Here is a 17,109-nt window from a genome sequence, read left to right as displayed (position 1 = left end):
CCCTGACGGCGTCAACCAGTCAGGTCAGGGGCGCAGGGTCACGCCAGCGTGACGCGTCACATTAATGGTTCCGGCAGCCACGACGAGACGCCTGCAGCACCCCATCCATTTAGGTCACGAATGCGTAAGCCCCGGCCGATCAACTGCATCCATCGATCTTTAGGAATAGTCGTAAAAACGCAACGAATTCGATGTTCGACGCGACAGCGGCGCCAGAATGGCGGCCACGCCCATGGGCGCCGACCACCTCCCGCGCATGAATGGATTTCCTGCACCGCGTCGGCTTCGCCTGGCGCTCCTGGACGATCACGAAGTCGTCCGTCGCGGCACCGCCCTGCACCTGTCAGGCGATCTCCGCTTCGACATCGTCGCCAGCCACGGTTGCAGCAACGAACTGCTCTGCAGCCTGCAACGCACACCAGTGGATGTGGCCATCATCGATCTCACGCTTGCCCGTGACGACCTGGGTAGCCTTGAGCTGGTTGCGCTGCTGCGCCGGGAATTCCCGCGCACGCCATTGCTGGCCTTCGCCACGCTCTGCCCCACCACCAACCTCAACAGCCTGATCGATGCCGGACTCCACGGATTCGTCAGCAAGGCCGAACCGCTTGCTGCATTGTCCGACGCCATCGTACGTGTTTCCCAGGGCCTGACCCGGGTTCCACCGGACGTCAGGCTGGCCGGCGACCGCGGCGAGCTCAGCCGCAACGAGCGCGAAGTGCTGGGCCTGCTGTTGGAAGGCTTGACGGTCTCCGAGATCGCATTGCGGCGGCACCGCAGCATCAAGACTGTCAGCACGCAGAAGGTGGCTGTGCTGCGCAAGCTGGGATTGCGCAGCGACGTGGAAATCTACGCACTGCGCGAACGACTGGAGACACCGTGAGGCGCCAGCCGCCGTTGCGCCGCCGCTTCCTGTCCACGGGGCTGCTGGCGCTCCTTCTCCTGCCGGCTGCCTCGGCCGAAGATATCCGCTCGCCACGCTGGCTGCCGGGCAGCACTGTACGGGTCGCCACGACTCCCTCCCTGCGCCCCCTGCCCGCGGCCCTGGCCGATCCGTCATCACCGCCAACGCTCGCCCATGGCTATGCCAACCTGGTGGCGCGGCACGCCCAATTCCGTTTCCTGGAACACCCCTACCCGACAACCGCCGCATCAATCCTCGCTGTATGCCATCACGAGGCTGACCTGGTCATGGTGTTTGGCGGCGCAAGGCACCAGGCGCTGCCCTGCCCCGGCCTTGCCGCGTCCACCCCGTTCCGTGGCGGCGCCACCCTGTTGGCCGGACGCGCCGGCGAGTGGCTGCCACGGGAGATGCGCGAACTCGACGGCCGGGTCATCGCCGTCGTTGAAGGCGGACCCTACGCCAGCTGGCTGCACGCGCATCACCCGCAGGTCCGGCTGCGGCAGCTGCCAGACCGGCATGCAGCACTGGCGGCAGTCGAAAGCGGGCTGGCGGACGTGGCGATTGGCCTGGAGCCCACGCTGCGCCCCCTGGTTCGACGCCATTTCAATGGCAGCCTGCGCCTGCAGCCGTTCGATAGCGGCTTCTCCACCGACCTTTACCTGCTGGTTCGCCGGGAAGACCAGCAACTGCTTGGGCGCATCGAACAGGCATTGCGGGAGATCACTCTGGAAGAGCACGCAGGCCTGCTCCACTTGTGGGCAGGCCAGACCCTGCCTGCCGCGGCCGGGAATGCACTGGACTGGATGCAGGCGTCGCCCCCGCGCGGATGGTTGCTGCTGGCCCCACTGCTGATTGCCCTGCCGCTGCTGTGGCTCGCAATGCGCCACCTGCGGGCGCGCGGTGACCGAAGCAGCGCGCATGCCATCGGCGTGATCAGCCACGAGATGCGCAACTCGGCGCAGGCCGTGCTGACCTCGATCGAGCTGCTGGGGCAATCGACATTGCCCAAGGGCGAGCGTGACCTGCTCGCCGCTGCCAGCAGCGCCAGCCAATCCCTGCGCAGCCTGTTGAATCGCGCACTGGATTTTTCGCGCCTTGCGAGCGGCGCTTTCAAGCCGCATGGGCAACCCTGCGATGCAACCCAGCTGTGCCGGCAGGCTCTGGAGGCGATCCGGCCACAGGCCCAGCGGAAAGGCCTGCAGCTGCATCTCGATGCCCAGGGCGCATCCCCGTCGAACATCCTGGTGGACGCCGATGCGCTACGCCAGATTGCCAGCAATCTATTGGCGAACGCAGTGAAGTTCAGCGATTCCGGCCGCATCGAGCTGCGCCTGCAACTGATGCCGGCGGCGCGTCCGCGGGCGCTGCTGCTGGAGGTGATCGACAGCGGCATCGGCATCGCGCCGGCGCAGGTAGCCACCCTGTTCCAGCCTTTCCAGCAAGGCAGCAGCGGACAGCGGCGTGGCGGAAGTGGGCTGGGGCTTTCCATCGCGCGCGAGCTGGCCCGCGCAATGGGCGGCGACCTCACCGTGCACAGCGTGCTGGGCCGTGGCAGTCGCTTCATCCTGCGCCTGCCGGTGTGCCCGGCTGGCACCGGCGTGGATGCCCAGGACATGCCCGTGGGCGATACGCCACTGGCCGGACTGCACCTGCTGCTGGTCGAGGACCACGAGCTCAATCGCCACGTGATCGCCGAACAGCTGCGGCGCTGGGGCGCAGAGGTGTGCGCCGTGAAAGATGCGGCCAGTGCCCTGGCCGAACAGGCACGACAGCCCCGCTCCGTTGCTCTGATCGACATTGGGTTGCCTGGCGCCGATGGTCACGTGCTGGCGCGCGAGCTACGCGGGTCTGCCGGGCGCACCGTTCGCCTGATCGCATTGTCTGCCCGCACCGGACGGCGTCATCGCGCACGCTGCCACCGCTCGGGCTTCGACGCGGTGCTGGCCAAGCCGCTGCGCGCCGCCCAGCTGCTGCCTGCGCTCGGCATTGCGCGACCAGAGGGCCTGGGCGCAGCCGCGCAGACGATTGACATGGACGCGGCCTACATCGCCGACATCCACGATGAGCTCGGCAACATGGAGCGGGTTATTGATCGAGCGGATGCATCGGCACTGGGCCATCACGCGCACCGATTGCAGGGCACGCTGCAGATGCTGGGCCAATGCGAGCATGCGGCCATCGCGGCGGAGCTGGTCGACCTGGCGCATGACGCCGCGCCGGACTGGGCCGATGCGCGGCGCCTGCTGGACGTGCTGAAGGCCGGACAGGGCTCCCGCCCAGCGGGAACCCTGCCAATGCCTTGATCAGGCGGCCAGGCGCTCGACCTGGCGACGGGTCAGGTCATTGAAGCGACCCAGCGACATCAGGTGCTGGTGGATCAGTGCCAGCCAGCCGCTGCGGTGCCACTCGACCACGGTGGCTTCCGGCAGCGCAACGAACTTCTCGACGTCCACCACCAGGAAGCCATTGAGGTTGAACTCGCGGCCATCCGGGGTACGCACGGTGGCGTTGCGCTCGACCAGCAGGCCGTTGTCGGTCAGGGCCTTGGAGAAGGCCAGGGTCTGTTCGTGCTCGCGGGTGTACTGGCCGCAGAACTCCAGCGCCTGCTGCACCATTTCGGTGGCCTTGCCGTCAACGAACAGCGGCTGGCCTTCCTCGCCGCCCTTGACCACGCGCGGGCTTTCTTCGTCGATGCCCAGCAGGAAGTCATTCTCCGCGCCGGTGTCGATGAAGATGAAGGGGTGGCGGCGCAGGTAGGCCGGAATATAGGCCTCGTCTTCCCACAGGCCGTCCTTGATGAACAGGTTCTGGTCGGACACGCCGACGGCAGCCATCGGAACCGCACCGGGGCCGGCGAACAGGATCGGGAAATGATGCAGCGCCAGCGAGAACTCGCCCAGCACCAGCGGAATGGCGTTGTTGCCGGCGGCGAACTCGAGCTTGCCCGGCAGGATGCGCAGATCGGCGTGCACATCGGCCTGCAGCGGCACCGGACGGGTATAGAACAGGGGAGCGCCGCTCGGCGCCGCTTCGGTGGTGGTGTCGCTGGTGGTGGTCATCTTGGGAACCGTTCGATCATGCGCGCCTGCCATCCCGGGCACGCCAGCGGGAACAACCTGAATCCCGCATTATCAACAAGCTCGATGACAACGGCCACCCCGCCAGCGAACTATTTCAGCTGCAGGGGGTAGCGCTGCCAGAGCACGTGGACCAGGAATCCGGCCAGTTCGGTGTCGCGCGCGCTCACCGCTGCACGGATCTTGTCCAGCAGCACCATGTCGCTGCAGGAGCGCACATCGGCGTGGTTGGCCTGCCCTGCCCGGCGCGCACGATAGCGTGCGGCCCGCTGCGCATCGCTCATCGCATACCCGAACTTGGGCGGACGACCGCGCTTGCGCGGCAGGGTCAGCTCCAGGGTTCCGGGGTCTTTGTCATCACGCATGAGAGGGGTGCGGGCGGCGGCGAGCAACGGGGGGTGCGCAATTTATCGTGAGGCATCACTTTAATCCAGCTTTTTCTGCAGTTTTGTTGCATCGCAATGCAAAAAAACGCATCGCGAGGGCCCCAGCCACGCATGGCGTGGATCTAGTGCAGAGCTCGCGACCCGATCACCCGGTAGATCCACGCCATGCATGGATGCGGAAACCCGAACCCACAAAAAAGGGAGCCCGCGAACGGGCTCCCCTCACCTTCTTCATGCAGCGCGCACCGGCTCGTAGCCATGCAGGTGCGCCTCGCTGCTGGCCCGCCCCTGGCTGAGCGAACGCAGCGAGGTGGTATAGCCCACCAGCTGCGCCAGTGGTGCGAAGCCACTGACCTCGGCGCGACCATCCTGATCGTCGATGCGGGCAATGCGACCATGGCGGCGGTTGAGGTCGCCGACCACATCACCCACCGACGCTGACGGCGAATGCACCGTCACCGCCATCACCGGCTCCAGCAGCTGCGTGCCGCCTTCGGCCAGCGCCGCCTTGATCGCCTCGGCGCCTGCGCGATGGAACGCCATCTCCGAGGAGTCCTTGGCATGGGTCTGGCCATCGACAAGACTGACCTCGATGCCGACCACCGGATGGCCCTGGGGGCCTTCCGACAGCGCAGCACGCACACCTTTCTCCACCGCCGCGATGAAGCTGCGCGGCACCACGCCACCGACGATGCGGTCGTTGAATACGACCTGGTCGTCCTCGCGCGGCGATACATCCAGCACCACGTGCGCGAACTGGCCCTGGCCGCCGGTCTGCTTGACCAGCCGCCCGACGACGCCGGTCATCGCACGCATCGGCGTCTCCTGGTAGGCCACGCGCGGCGCACCTACGCCTACGTCGACCTTCCATTCGCTGCGCAGGCGCTCGACCATCACCTCCAGGTGCAGTTCGCCCATGCCCCAGACCAGGGTCTCCGCCGTGTCGCGATCGGTTTCGACGCGGAACGAGGGATCTTCCTGGGCCAGGCTGGCCAAACCCTGTGCCATCCGGATCAGGTCGGCCGCACGCGCCGGCTCCAACCGCCACGCCAGCACCGGTGCCTGTGCCTGGATGTTCTCCAGGCGCAGCGGCTGCGCACGACCGCTCAGCGTTTCACCACTGACCGCATCCTTCCAGCCCAGCACTGCAACGATGTCACCGGCCACGGCCTGTTCGATGTCGTGGGTCTGGTCGGCCTGCACCCGCACCAGGCGACTGACACGCCGCCCCTGCGGATGCTGCGAACTGGACACCGCATCACCCACCTTCAAGGTGCCCGAGTACAGCCGCACGAAGCTCAACGCGCCGTGCTGCTGGTGGGTGATCTTGAACAGCAGGCCGGCCAGCGGACCGTCCGGGTCCGGCGGCAGCACGACCTCGCCCTCATCGCTTTCGGCGCTGACGGCAGGGCGATCCAGCGGCGACGGCAGGTAATCGACCACGGCGTCCAGCAGCGTCTCGATACCCTTGTCCTTGAACGCAGCACCGGCCAGCACGGGCACGCCCGCACCCGCCAGCGTCGCCCGGCGGATCGCCGCGCGCAGCTGCCCGGCATCGATCACGCGACCTTCCAGCCAGGCATCGGCCAGTTGCTCATCGTGATCGGCCACGGCCTCGACCAGCGCATCGCGTTGGGCTTGCCACTGGGCCCGCGCCGCTTGGTCCCACGGGGTCACCGTGGTTGCGGCACCATCCTGCCACTGCAGCACGCGCTCATCGACCAGATCGACCCAGCCGTTGAAGCCACTTTCGCTGCCCAACGGCACGCCCAGCGCCCACGGCCGCGCCCGCAGTTTGTCCTGCAGCTGCTCCAGCACGCGCTCGAACGAAGCGCCGACGCGGTCCATCTTGTTGACGAAAGCGATCAACGGCACGCGGTGGCGACGCGCCTGGCGCCACACGGTTTCGGACTGCGGCTGCACGCCATCCACGGCCGAGAACACGGCCACAGCGCCGTCGAGCACGCGCAATGAACGCTCGACCTCGATGGCGAAGTCGATGTGGCCAGGGGTGTCGATCAGGGTCAGCCGATGCGGCGGCAGGTCGCGCGGCGCCCACTGCGCCTGCACGGCGGCAGCGCCGATGGTGATGCCGCGTTCGCGTTCGATCGCCGAGAAATCGGTGGTCGCGTTGCCGTCGTGCACTTCACCGACGCGGTGGATCTCGCCGCTTTTCCACAGCAGGCGTTCGGTCAGCGTGGTCTTGCCGGCGTCGATGTGGGCAATGATGCCAAGGTTGCGACGACGGGAAAGGACTTGGGTGTTCATAAAGAGATTCCTGCAAGGCCAACTTCAGGGGCCGCGCCCCCCGGTTGGCGACAGGGTGCGCGGCTAGCGTTCAGTCTCGGCGATCTGGTGCATGGCACGTTCTCCTTTGCGGTACTGGGTAGCGTCGGCTGGGTAGCGTCGACTGGGTAGAGTCGACTGTTAGTCGACTAACAAAAAAAAACAAAAACAAAAAGAGCGCCCCGGGGGGCGCTCTGTCGAAGGTCCAGCGATGGCCGCTTCAACGGCCTCGTGGGGCTCCAGGCAGACACGCCCGTTCCGCGTTGGCGCGGGTCAGGGTGAAAAACTTCAGGAGCGGCATCCGATTCATGGGGCGCATTCTAGACCTGCCAATCTGGCGCGCAAGTGAATATTGCAAACATAAATGGAACGATGAGGCCGACAATGATCGGGGTCAGATCTCTTTCCCCTGGGCAAAGGGTTCTGACCTCTCAGCCTTTACTTGCAGCCGTGCAGCGTGCGCGCCTCGGCCACGGTCGCCGCCTGGTCATCCCCCATCGGAATCCACCCCTTCAGCGACGTCGCCGGGTCAATGTGCGGCAGCCGCGGGCCACCATGGATCAGCACCTCGGTCCAGCTCCCCACCGGCGCCAGTTCGGACAGGCGTGCCGCCTGGTCATCCTCGGTGCTGAACGTGTCGTCCGGGCTCGCCGGGGGCGTCGTGTTCACGGTCTCGGTCTTGCGGGAATGCACACGCAGCGCGCCGCCCGGCATGCGCTGGGTGGTGACGTCGTAGCGCTCGATACCGTACGCCCAATGGCTTTCACCAATGCTGCGGGTCTCGCTTCCGTCATCCGCCACAGCCACCACCTCGCCCGCCGGCCCGACCACGCCCGCGACAGCACCCAGGCCGGACATCAGCGCCTGGTAGACGATCATCTGCCGCTGCTCGGTGCTCAACGCGGCGGCCTTGAGCTTGGCAGGGGGAATCTGCAGGTATGCCGCCTCCTTGCAAAGCACCAGCACCCGCTGGTCATCCCAACTCACGGACATTTCCTCGCTGGCGAAGTACTGCGTCCGGATGGACGCAACAGGGGAACCCGCGCCAGCGGAATGCCGTATCTCGATCAGCGAGGCATTCTCCGCCGCATCGGTCAGCGAAACCGGAGAGGTGGAAGCCGCAGTCGCAGCGCCTGCGAAGCCAACCAACACGGCCAGCAGCGTGCCGCGCGAAATGCTACAGATCATTGCATCAGTCCATTGAGGGAATACCGGTCAGACATGATACGCGGCGACGGCAGCAGATCCGGACTACGTCACCACCACCAACGGCACCCCGCGCCGCGGATGCTCCAGCACCACCACATCCTGCTGATAGACCCGCTGCAGGTTGTCTTCGGTGAGTACCTGCAGCGGCGTGCCATCGGCCGCCACCCTGCCCTGCTCCAGCAGCACGATGCGGTCGGCATAGCCGGCGGCCAGGTTCAGATCGTGCAGCACCACGATCACGCACGCACCGGCTTCGGCACAGGCACGCACACTGCGCAACGTACGCTCCTGGTGGCGCAGATCCAGCGCCGCGGTCGGTTCATCAAGCAACAGCAGCGGCGTGTCCTGCGCCAGCACGCGCGCGAACGTGGTCCGGGCGGACTCGCCACCGGACAGCTGCTGCACTTCGCGCAGGCGTAGCGCCTGCAGTTCGGCGGCATCGATGGCAGCTTCCACCCGTGCATCGTCCACACGCGGATCCGGCGAATGCGGCAACCGTCCCATCGCCACCACTTCTTCCACGCTGAAGGCGAAGCGCACGCCATGTTCCTGCGGCATCACCGCGCGCTCGCGTGCCAGCGGCCCCGCCTTGTAACTGGCCAACGGCTTGCCCAGCAGGCTCACCTCCCCCGCATCGGCGCGCAGGTCACCGGCCGCCACCGCCAGCAACGTAGACTTGCCCGCGCCGTTCGGGCCAACCAGCGCGGTCACCGTGCCCGGCTCGAACGCCAGCGAGATGCCATGCAGGATCTCGCGCTGCTGGCGGCGCACCACCACCTGGTGCAGTTTCAGCAGCACGCTCATGGCGCCGCCTTGCGGCGCTGCTGCAGCACCAGCCACAGGAAGAACGGCGCACCCAGCGCGGCCGAGAACAGGCCCAGCGGAATCTCCGCAGGTGGATCGAGCGTGCGTGCGGCGGTGTCGGCCACCACGATCAGCAGCGCACCGAGCAGCCCGGACAACGGCAGCAGCCAGCGATGACCCGGGCCGACCAGCAGTCGCGCCACGTGCGGCACCACCAGGCCGACGAAGCTGATCGAGCCCGCGAACGCCACCGCTGCGCCCACCAGCAGCGCACTGAACGCGACCAGGCGACGCCGCGTACGGGTCACGTCCAGCCCCAGGTGCTGCGCCTGGCGCTCACCCAGCGCCAGCATGTCCAGCGGCGTGGCCAGTCGCTGCAGCGCAAACACGCCGAGCGCAAACAGCGGCACCACCGCGGCCACGTCGGCCCAGTTGGCGCGCGCCAGCGAGCCCATCTGCCAGAACACCAGCGACTGCAGCTCGCTTTCGCTGGCGATGTAAGTAAGGAAACCGATCAGCGCCGAGCAGAACGCGGCCATCGCGATGCCGACCAGCAGCAGCGTGGCATTCCCACTGCCTTTGCCGGGCCGGGCCAGCGCATAGGTCAGGCCGATCGCCAGCGCGCCGCCGACGAAGGCTGCCACCGGCACCAGCCAGCCGGCCGCACCGGCAGCGCCGAGAACAATGGCAGCCACCGCACCCAGCGCAGCACCCTGGCTGACACCGACGATGCCGGGGTCGGCCAGCGGATTGCCAAACAGGCCCTGCAGGCTGGCACCGGCCATCGCCAGCGACGCACCGACCATCGCGCCCAACAGGGCGCGCGGAATGCGCAGCTGCCAGACCACGGCCAGGTCACGGCTGCTGACTGCCCCTGGGTCAAGCAGGCCCAGCTTCACCGCAAGCGCCTGCATCACCTCCAGCGGCGGCAACCGCAACGGACCCACGGCGAACGACGCCAGCACTGCCCCCAGCAGTGCCAGCAACGCCACCATCAACATCGTCCGCCCGCGACGGCGGCGCCGATCCGCCGGACTCATGCCTTCGGCAAGGCTGCCAGGGCCTTGGCCAGCGCCAGCGCGCCCGCACCAGAACCCACGCTGGTGTACTTCAGCTGCACATCCGGCATCACCCAGACCCGATTGGCCTGCCCGGCCGGCGTCTGCTTCAGCGTCGGGTACGCCTTCCACAGGCCTTCGGCACCGCCGAACAGCCGCAGGTCATGCTCGGTCACCAGGATCACCTCCGGTGCCGCGGCGACCACCCCCTCGTTGCTCAGCTGCGAGTAGTTCTTCACCCCGGCCTCGGTGCCGATGTTGATGCCGCCGGCCAGCGCGATCAGCTGCGCTGACGCGCTGTCGGCACCGGCAACAGTGGGCGAGCCGCCAGCGCCGGTGGCCGATACGTGGATCAGTCGTGGCGCATGGCCCAGGCCCTTGCCAATCGCTGCAGCCTCGTCGAGCTGGCGCTGCACCTGCGTGGCCAATGTTTGCCCCGCTTCGGCCAGCCCTAGTGCGGCGGCGACCTTGCGCACCTTGTCCGGGGCCGGCTGCAGATCATCGATGACCACCGCCGGCTCACCGACTTCGCGCAGCTTTTTGGCCAGCTCGGTGTGGCGGCGCAGGCTGTTGCCGAGGAACAGCGAGCCCTGCAGGCTCAGCACGCCCTCCACGCCGGTGGTGCGGTTGAACAGGAACTGGTGCGGCGCGGCCAGGCCGGCCTGGGTGGTGGTGTTGGTCGGCGCGGCGAATACCTGCGTGCCCAGCCCCAGTGCTTCGATCACCGCGATGACGTCGTCGCCACCGGCAATGATCCGGCTGGTATCGGTCACCTCGATATCGGCGCCGTCATCGGAATGCACCTTGGCCGGCAGCATCGCCTTCTGGTCATGCACGGCCGGCAGCTCGGCACCGGCCACGCGCTGCCAGCCTGCCGGCAACGCGGTTTCGGCAGCGGCCGGTGCGGCGGGCGGCTCGGCGGCCTTCTGGCCATCAGGCGGTGTCGACGCGCCGCCACAGGCGGCCAGTACCAGCGAAACAGCCAACGGAAGCGCACACAGGCGCAGACGGGACGCGATGTTCATGCTCGTTCTCCTTGCTGGCAGGGCGGCGCGCACGCCGCCCCACCGTGTGACTTACTGCTTCGGGGTGATGCGGGTGATGCGGTCACCCTTCGGGTCCTCAGCGCCGCGCGACTTGTTCACCGCGAACACGTTGCCCTTGCCATCGGCGCGGACGTGGTTCGGCAGCGTGCCGCCATCAAGATTGGCGACCACCTTGCCGTCACCATTCACCACGGTGACCGTGCCAGCGCCACGGTTGCTGACATAGGCCAGGCCGGAGGCATCATCGAAGGCGACGTTCAGCGCACCGGCGCCGACCGGCACGTCATGCAGCACCTTGCCAGCAGCCACGTCGACGATCAGCAGGTTGTCGGTGCCCTGCGAGGCGACGTACAGGCGGTTGCGTGCCGCATCGAAGGCCACGCCCGAGGCACTGATCGAATTACCCAGATCGATGACCTTCTCGACCTTGCCGCTGGCCACATCGATCACCGCCGCTTCCGGGGTGCCGATGCTGACGGTGAACAGCTTGCCGCCCTTCTCGTCCAGCACCAGGCTCATCGGTGTGAACGTGCCGTCATCCACGCCGGATTCCAGCGTCACTGCCGGCAGCTCCTTGAAGGTCCTGGCGTCGAACACCGACAGGTGGTCCTCGCCCGTTGCCGAGGCGAACACCTTGCCGCGGGTGCCATCGACCACCACGTCGCGCGCGTGCGGCACAGTGTCGGCCGGGAACTGGTGGACAAGCGACAGGTCCTTCTGCCGGTAGACCGCGATCGAGTTCTGGCGGGTGTTGGTCACCCAGACATTGCCGTTGGTGTCATCCACGCCCACGCCGTAGACCGCGTACACCGCACCATTGGTGCTGCCCGGCACCTGCGCCGGGGTGATCGCCCTGGTCACCTTCAGCGACGTGGGGTCCAGCTTCAGCAGCTGCGACTGGGTCACCGGCGGGCGACCCACCGCCGAGGTCACGAACACTGCGTTGCTGGCGGCACTGTAGGCGGACTGGTACAGGCCCGGCACCAGCTTGCTGGACCGGGTGGCGAACTGCGCCTGGCCGGACAGCGGCAACTGCGGCGACACGCGCAGCTTCAGCACCGTGGCCGCAGCCGGCTGGCTGGCGCGCACCACCACCGGGTGGGTGCCCGGCACCGCGTCGGCCGGAATGCTCAGCTGGGTCTTGAAGTTGCCATCGGCATCGACCACCACCGGCTGTGCGTTGAGCACGCTGTCGCCACGCAGCAGGCTGACCTTCTGGCCCGGCACGAAACCACGGCCGACCACGTCGGCGGTGCTGCCGGGAACCACGTTCTCACCGCGTGAGACGACCTCACCCTTGAAGGTGGCGTTGGCCGGCTGGTCGAACACCGGCTGCGCGGTGGCGGTCACTGCCAGCAGCAGGCCGGCAGCGAGAGAGGTAAGACGGAGAGACGGACGGAACGACATGGCAGGCTCCTTGCACACGTAGGCCGCGCCACGTGGCGCGGGGGTCATCGGTTGCCTGGGCCGCTGCACGTCGGCAGCCTCGCCTGGGTAGTGGGGTCGCACGGCAGCGCGTGCGAAGGGATTCATTCGGCGGCGTTGTCACCGCCATTGGGCGCGCCATCGCCGGCGCTGCGATCGGTCACGCCGTACAGCTCATGCAGCGCCGCATGGAAGGACGCCGGCAGCATCGGGCCGTGGCCAAGGCCGGGGAACTCGCGGTACTGCACGCTCAGGCCCGGCACTTTGCCCAAGCGCTCGGACAGCTGCATCGCCGCATCCGGGGTGGCGCCACCGATGCGGCGCAGGTGCGCGACCACGCGCGGATTGTTCATGTCGCGCTTGCCGCGATCACCGACACGCTCGGCACCGCCCAGCATCAGCCAGAGCCTTGCCGGTTGGCCGTGCACGTTCTGCACGAACTGTTGTTCCGGATCCCCCAGCGCCGCACCCTGGCTCCACCACAGCGACGGGCTGGCGGCCAGATAGGACTGGAAGGCGGCCGGACGCGTGTACAGCGCATTGAGCACGAACAATCCACCCAGTGAGTGGCCCCACAGCGCTTGCTGCTGCGTGTCGATGCGTGCGCGACGCTCCACTTCCGGCTTGATGCGGCGCTCGATCACATCCAGGAACGCGGCAGCCCCACCGCCGACCGCCTGGGTCGTACCGCTCTCATCGTCGGCGCGGTCGATCCACGCGGTGTAGTCGCGGGTGCGCGCCTTGGAATCGATGCGCAGGTCGTTGTCGTAGCCGATCAGCACCAGCACCGGCGGCGCCTTGCGCGCGGCCAGCTCGGCCAGCAACGGCTGATCCAGGACCATCGCGACGGCGTTGCCGTCCAGCGCGTACAGCACCGGAGAGGACACCTTGCCGGCCTTGGCCGGGATCGCCAGGTTCACCCGCCAACGGCGCTGCTGGTCCGGGCTGTCCACCACGAAATGCTCGAAGCGATAGCTGGCCGCCGGCTCGTCGAGCACGGTGCGGCCGATCTTCTGCAGCGGGTTGCGCTGCTGTGCATGGGCATATGGGGTGGCCAGGAGCAGACCCATCATCAAGGCGGCCAGGCCGCGGGCCAGCGGACCACGGCGCGAAGGCGGAACAAAGTGCTTCATCAGCGGCGGCAGAAGCGGCCCAGGGCCGCCGGTTCACAAGGGACCGCAGTCTACCTTAAACGCGAATGATTATCACATCGATCAAGCGTCACGCTGTGTATCACGCGCGCGCATGCCCGGGTTGCGCAAGGGGCAGCAATTCCCCTATTTTGCCGCCCATCGGGGCATTGGATCGCCCCGCTTCCAGCGCAGCCATGGATGGCGGGCACTTGCCGCCATCCGGGTCGCGTTCATCTGCACACAACCGGCATGGGATTGGATCCCATGATTGTGAGACTCCCTTGAAGCACACCACCCTGATCGCCCTCTCCCTCGGCCTGCTTGCGCCGCTGGCCGCCCATGCCGCACAGGACCTGCCAACGCTCTACCAGGCCTTTGAAGAAGCCGGCAATTCGTCACTGGGCATGGACCAACTCAACCAGACGGTGACATTCACCGCCGTAGCCCTGAGCGTTTCCAGCAACCTGGCGGGAGAGCCGCTGATCGAGGCCGGCGACGACCAGGGCAATGTCCTGGCCCGACTGACCAGCGACGACGAACAGCAGGCGGCCAAGCTGGGCGCACTGGAAGAAGGCGCGACGTTCACCGCCAGCTGCACGCTGCAGTTCAGTTCCGGCACGGACTACCTGTCCTTCGGCGACTGCACCATCAAGTGAAGACGAAGCCGGCGAAATGCCGGCTTCTTTTCTTTGCCTCTTGTGGAGTCGAGCCATGCCCGACTCGCGGAATGTCACGGCCCCGAAGGCACCGGACCATAAGCATTTTCCTGCGGCGTGCCCGGCAGCAGCGCGAACACGAAGATCACCAGGCCGCCGAACGGAACGAAGGCCAGCAGGTACATCCAGCCCGACTGGTTGCAGTCGTGCAGGCGGCGCACGGTGACGGCGATGACCGGCACGAACGTGGCCAGCCAGAACACGACAAACAGGATGATCGACGCGATGCCCAGGACGTCGGACTGCATCACCAGCCCGGCAACGAGCGGCACCATCAGGACGGCGGAGACGATCAGCATGAACAGCTGGAACATCCAGTACTCACGACGGTTGGCACGCCCCTCGAACTGGGCGTAGCGCTTCAACGGCAGAATCATTTCCTGCACGGCATCAATCCTTGAAAAAGTGGCCGCGCAGTGTGCCAAAGACCGGCGCCGGGAACAATGTGGAGCCGAGCCATGCTCGGCTGCCATTGGCCCTGTAGAGCCGAGCCCATGCTCGGCTGCCGTTGGCCCTGTAGAGCCGAGCCCATGCTCGGCTGCCGTTGCCGCAGGCGCTGCTGGCCTGGTCCAGAGCGGAGTCGAGCGCGGCTCGACGCTACATAAACCGGGTCAGCGACCCTTTGCCGCCCTCGCCGCTTCGCGCTCGGCACGCAGCCGGTCCAGCTTTTCCTTCAGCTTGATTTCCAGGCCACGCGGCACCGGGTTGTAGTACACCCGTTCGCCCATCGCATCCGGGAAACCCGTCTGGTCCAGCGCGATGCCACCCTCGGCGTCATGGTCGTACTGGTACTCGGCGCCGTAGCCGAGCTCCTTCATCAGCTTGGTCGGCGCATTACGCAGGTGCAGCGGCACTTCTTCGGTGCCGCTCTCGCGCACGTCGGCCTTGGCCTGATTGAAGGCCGCATAGCCGGCGTTCGACTTGGCAGTGCTGGCCAGGTAAAGCACCAGCTGCGCGAATGCCAGCTCGCCTTCCGGGCTGCCCAGCCGCTCGTAGATGTCCCAGGCTTCCAGCGCCATGCTCTGCGCGCGCGGATCGGCCAGGCCGATATCCTCGATGGCCATGCGGGTCAGCCGGCGCGCCAGGTAGGACGGGTCGCAGCCACCATCGAGCATGCGGGTCAGCCAGTACAGCGCGGCATCCGGGTTGGAGCTGCGTACCGACTTGTGCAGCGCCGAGATCTGGTCGTAGAACTGCTCGCCGCCCTTGTCGAAGCGACGGGTGCGATCGGCCAGCACCTGGGTCAGGGTCTGCGGCGTGATGCGTCCCCCCTCCCCGCCCGCCAGTTCCGCGGCGATCTCCAACAGGGTCAGCGCACGGCGCACATCACCATCGGCAGCGGTGGCGATTTCCAGAAGCAGTTCGGGGGCGACCTCGATACCCTCTTCGCCCAGGCCGCGCTCGCGATCACCCAGCGCACGTTCCAGCGCCTCGACGATGTCGGTGGGCGAAACGCCTTCCAGGACATGCACGCGGCAACGCGACAGCAATGCGGAATTCAACTCGAACGACGGATTCTCGGTGGTGGCACCGACGAACAGGATGGTGCCGCGCTCGATATGCGGCAGGAACGCATCCTGCTGCGCCTTGTTGAAGCGATGCACCTCATCCACGAACAGCACGGTGCGCCGGCCTTCGGCGAAACGCTGCGCGGCCTCGGCCAACACCTGGCGCACCTCCGGCAGGCCGGAGAGGACGGCGGAGATGGCACGGAATTCTGCGTCGGAGTATTCGGCCAGCAACAGCGCCAGCGTGGTCTTGCCGCAGCCCGGTGGCCCCCACAGGATCATTGAATGCACGCGACCGGATTCGACCGCGCGACGCAGCGCGCTGTCCGGCGCCAGCAGGCGCTTCTGCCCAACCATTTCGTCGAGAGTGCGCGGACGCATGCGCTCGGCCAGCGGGCGCAGGTGTTCCCGATCGACGCTCAGCAGATCGGGACCAGGGAAGGAAGTTGAACGATGTCTTGCCACCCGGTCATTGTACCGCGCCGCCCAACGGTAGCGCCGGGCCGTGCCCGGCGGCGGGACGCGATGTCTGGTAGTGCCGGCCGCTGGCCGGCAGATCCCAAGCGTGCCAACCAACGGTTGACACCCACCAAGGCGGTCCCGGTTGAAACCCACCAGAGCAGAAAGCGCCGGGCCATGCCGGCGATCAGGCCGCACGGGTGGTAGTGCCGGCCGCTGGCCGGCAGATCAAGAGCGTGTCAACCAAGGTTGACACTCACCATGACGGTGCCGGTTGACACCCGCCAGAGCAGACAGCACCGAACCCTGCCCGGCAGATCAGGCCACAGGATCGGTAGTGCCGGCCGCTGGCCGGCAGATCAAAAGCGTGTCAACCAAGGTTGACACCCACCAAAGCGCCTCCGCCCACAGGTCAATTACCGATGACGTCGGTGCCCTTTGGCGGGGTGAAGCTGAAGGTACCGGCGGCAAAGCCCGGGTTGCGCTTCCAGCCGCTGAAGCTGATCACGGTGCGCTGGCCAACCGCATCGGTGATTTCCATCTTGGCCAGGCCCTGGGCATTGAAGCCCAGCGCAGCGTACTGGAAGCTGGCTTCGGTCTCGCGCTTCGGCGACAGCGACAGCCACTGCAGGCCGTCGCGCTGCGCAGCCTCTTCACTGACGTCGTACTGCTGTTCCAGCAGTGCCGGGTTGATCAGCGCGGTCAGCGGGCTGTTCTGCTCTTCCTTGCCCTGCTCACGCACGGTGGCCTGCTCCAGGTCCGGTTCGTACATCCAGACCTTCTTGCCGTCGGCCACGATCAACTGCTCGTGCGGGCGCACGTATTCCCAGCGGAACAGGCGCGGCGCCGACAGGGCCACGCGGCCACTGGTCGATTCCTTCACCTTGCCGCGGCTGTCGAACACCTGCTGGCTGAACTGGCCATCCAGGCCCTTCAGACCACTGGTGAAGGTCTTCAGGTCATCGCGGGCGCCTGCCCAGGCGCTGCCGGCGGCGGCGCAGGCCACGGCCAGGGTGGTGGTGGCAAGGAAACGACGGAAGCGGAAGTTCATGCGGGAATCCTGTGGGCGCGGGCGCCAGGAAAGGTGGTTGCCAGTGT

At 67.1% G+C, this 17,109-nt stretch carries 15 protein-coding genes; 3 read left to right on the top strand and 12 right to left on the bottom strand.

Annotated elements, in window-relative coordinates; translation table 11 throughout:
* Positions 1 to 256 precede the first annotated feature (256 nt).
* Entirely contained in the window at positions 257 to 883 is a 627-nt protein-coding gene (locus ACT6SE_RS10035; RefSeq protein WP_046430494.1) for a response regulator transcription factor, read from the top strand.
* The gene (locus tag ACT6SE_RS10030) at positions 880 to 3,207 is read left to right on the top strand and encodes an ATP-binding protein (RefSeq protein WP_080342742.1); all 2,328 of its coding nucleotides are present in this window, start codon (positions 880 to 882) and stop codon (positions 3,205 to 3,207) included. The genes ACT6SE_RS10035 and ACT6SE_RS10030 overlap by 4 nt, the downstream gene beginning before the upstream one ends.
* Here ACT6SE_RS10030 and ACT6SE_RS10025 read toward each other — a convergent pair whose 3' ends face one another.
* The 9 genes from ACT6SE_RS10025 to ACT6SE_RS09985 form a co-directional block, all read right to left on the bottom strand.
* Positions 3,208 to 3,963 (bottom strand): SapC family protein, encoded by a 756-nt coding sequence (locus ACT6SE_RS10025; RefSeq protein ID WP_032961063.1) that lies wholly within the window; start codon positions 3,961 to 3,963, stop codon positions 3,208 to 3,210.
* Positions 3,964 to 4,073: 110 nt separating this feature from the next.
* Complete coding sequence (locus ACT6SE_RS10020; RefSeq protein WP_005409616.1) at positions 4,074 to 4,346, bottom strand: hypothetical protein; 273 nt, start codon at positions 4,344 to 4,346, stop codon at positions 4,074 to 4,076.
* A 252-nt stretch (positions 4,347 to 4,598) separates the two neighbouring features.
* Positions 4,599 to 6,635: an elongation factor G gene (fusA, locus tag ACT6SE_RS10015; protein ID WP_444811150.1), complete on the bottom strand. Its 2,037-nt coding sequence runs from the start codon at positions 6,633 to 6,635 to the stop codon at positions 4,599 to 4,601.
* 456 nt (positions 6,636 to 7,091) lie between these two features.
* Entirely contained in the window at positions 7,092 to 7,841 is a 750-nt protein-coding gene (locus ACT6SE_RS10010) for a hypothetical protein (protein ID WP_046430489.1), read from the bottom strand.
* A gap of 63 nt (positions 7,842 to 7,904) precedes the next feature.
* A complete protein-coding gene (locus tag ACT6SE_RS10005; RefSeq protein ID WP_046430487.1) occupies positions 7,905 to 8,666 on the bottom strand; it encodes a heme ABC transporter ATP-binding protein in 762 nt (253 codons plus the stop codon).
* Positions 8,663 to 9,706: a FecCD family ABC transporter permease gene (locus tag ACT6SE_RS10000; RefSeq protein WP_046430486.1), complete on the bottom strand. Its 1,044-nt coding sequence runs from the start codon at positions 9,704 to 9,706 to the stop codon at positions 8,663 to 8,665. Before ACT6SE_RS10000 ends, ACT6SE_RS10005 begins: the two co-directional genes overlap by 4 nt.
* The gene (locus ACT6SE_RS09995; protein ID WP_032961051.1) at positions 9,703 to 10,749 is read right to left on the bottom strand and encodes a heme/hemin ABC transporter substrate-binding protein; all 1,047 of its coding nucleotides are present in this window, start codon (positions 10,747 to 10,749) and stop codon (positions 9,703 to 9,705) included. The genes ACT6SE_RS10000 and ACT6SE_RS09995 overlap by 4 nt, the downstream gene beginning before the upstream one ends.
* A gap of 51 nt (positions 10,750 to 10,800) precedes the next feature.
* Entirely contained in the window at positions 10,801 to 12,177 is a 1,377-nt protein-coding gene (locus ACT6SE_RS09990; RefSeq protein ID WP_046430484.1) for a YncE family protein, read from the bottom strand.
* A gap of 122 nt (positions 12,178 to 12,299) precedes the next feature.
* Positions 12,300 to 13,328, bottom strand: a complete 1,029-nt coding sequence (locus ACT6SE_RS09985) for an alpha/beta hydrolase (protein ID WP_046430481.1) — start codon at positions 13,326 to 13,328, stop codon at positions 12,300 to 12,302.
* Positions 13,329 to 13,609: 281 nt separating this feature from the next.
* Between ACT6SE_RS09985 and ACT6SE_RS09980 the strand changes: the two genes are divergently transcribed.
* Positions 13,610 to 13,984 carry a hypothetical protein gene (locus ACT6SE_RS09980; protein WP_014647092.1) on the top strand — a complete coding sequence of 125 codons (375 nt, stop codon included), beginning with the start codon at positions 13,610 to 13,612 and terminating at the stop codon, positions 13,982 to 13,984.
* A 74-nt stretch (positions 13,985 to 14,058) separates the two neighbouring features.
* On the opposite strand, the gene ACT6SE_RS09975 is transcribed toward ACT6SE_RS09980, so the two are convergent.
* From ACT6SE_RS09975 to lolA, 3 genes are all read right to left on the bottom strand, one after another.
* Positions 14,059 to 14,430 carry a DUF805 domain-containing protein gene (locus ACT6SE_RS09975; protein ID WP_014647091.1) on the bottom strand — a complete coding sequence of 124 codons (372 nt, stop codon included), beginning with the start codon at positions 14,428 to 14,430 and terminating at the stop codon, positions 14,059 to 14,061.
* Positions 14,431 to 14,655: 225 nt separating this feature from the next.
* Entirely contained in the window at positions 14,656 to 15,933 is a 1,278-nt protein-coding gene (locus ACT6SE_RS09970; RefSeq protein ID WP_014037159.1) for a replication-associated recombination protein A, read from the bottom strand.
* A 490-nt stretch (positions 15,934 to 16,423) separates the two neighbouring features.
* Entirely contained in the window at positions 16,424 to 17,062 is a 639-nt protein-coding gene (gene lolA / locus ACT6SE_RS09965; RefSeq protein WP_005413289.1) for an outer membrane lipoprotein chaperone LolA, read from the bottom strand.
* Between the last annotated feature and the right edge of the window lie 47 nt (positions 17,063 to 17,109).

The organism is Stenotrophomonas sp. LC732, from assembly GCF_052446685.1.
Taxonomy (GTDB): Bacteria; Pseudomonadota; Gammaproteobacteria; order Xanthomonadales; family Xanthomonadaceae; genus Stenotrophomonas; species Stenotrophomonas muris.
This window is presented reverse-complemented; position numbering and strand designations above follow the sequence as displayed.

What these genes read in the sequence shown, in the direction of transcription:
- ACT6SE_RS10035 (WP_046430494.1), top strand. Translation starts at nt 257, where the DNA reads ATGAATGGATTTCCTGCACCGCGTCGGCTTCGCCTGGCGCTCCTGGAC.
- ACT6SE_RS10025 (WP_032961063.1), bottom strand. Translation starts at nt 3,963, where the DNA reads ATGACCACCACCAGCGACACCACCACCGAAGCGGCGCCGAGCGGCGCT.
- ACT6SE_RS10020 (WP_005409616.1), bottom strand. Translation starts at nt 4,346, where the DNA reads ATGCGTGATGACAAAGACCCCGGAACCCTGGAGCTGACCCTGCCGCGC.
- fusA (WP_444811150.1), bottom strand. Translation starts at nt 6,635, where the DNA reads ATGAACACCCAAGTCCTTTCCCGTCGTCGCAACCTTGGCATCATTGCC.
- ACT6SE_RS10010 (WP_046430489.1), bottom strand. Translation starts at nt 7,841, where the DNA reads ATGATCTGTAGCATTTCGCGCGGCACGCTGCTGGCCGTGTTGGTTGGC.
- ACT6SE_RS10005 (WP_046430487.1), bottom strand. Translation starts at nt 8,666, where the DNA reads ATGAGCGTGCTGCTGAAACTGCACCAGGTGGTGGTGCGCCGCCAGCAG.
- ACT6SE_RS10000 (WP_046430486.1), bottom strand. Translation starts at nt 9,706, where the DNA reads ATGAGTCCGGCGGATCGGCGCCGCCGTCGCGGGCGGACGATGTTGATG.
- ACT6SE_RS09995 (WP_032961051.1), bottom strand. Translation starts at nt 10,749, where the DNA reads ATGAACATCGCGTCCCGTCTGCGCCTGTGTGCGCTTCCGTTGGCTGTT.
- ACT6SE_RS09990 (WP_046430484.1), bottom strand. Translation starts at nt 12,177, where the DNA reads ATGTCGTTCCGTCCGTCTCTCCGTCTTACCTCTCTCGCTGCCGGCCTG.
- ACT6SE_RS09985 (WP_046430481.1), bottom strand. Translation starts at nt 13,328, where the DNA reads ATGAAGCACTTTGTTCCGCCTTCGCGCCGTGGTCCGCTGGCCCGCGGC.
- ACT6SE_RS09970 (WP_014037159.1), bottom strand. Translation starts at nt 15,933, where the DNA reads ATGCGTCCGCGCACTCTCGACGAAATGGTTGGGCAGAAGCGCCTGCTG.
- lolA (WP_005413289.1), bottom strand. Translation starts at nt 17,062, where the DNA reads ATGAACTTCCGCTTCCGTCGTTTCCTTGCCACCACCACCCTGGCCGTG.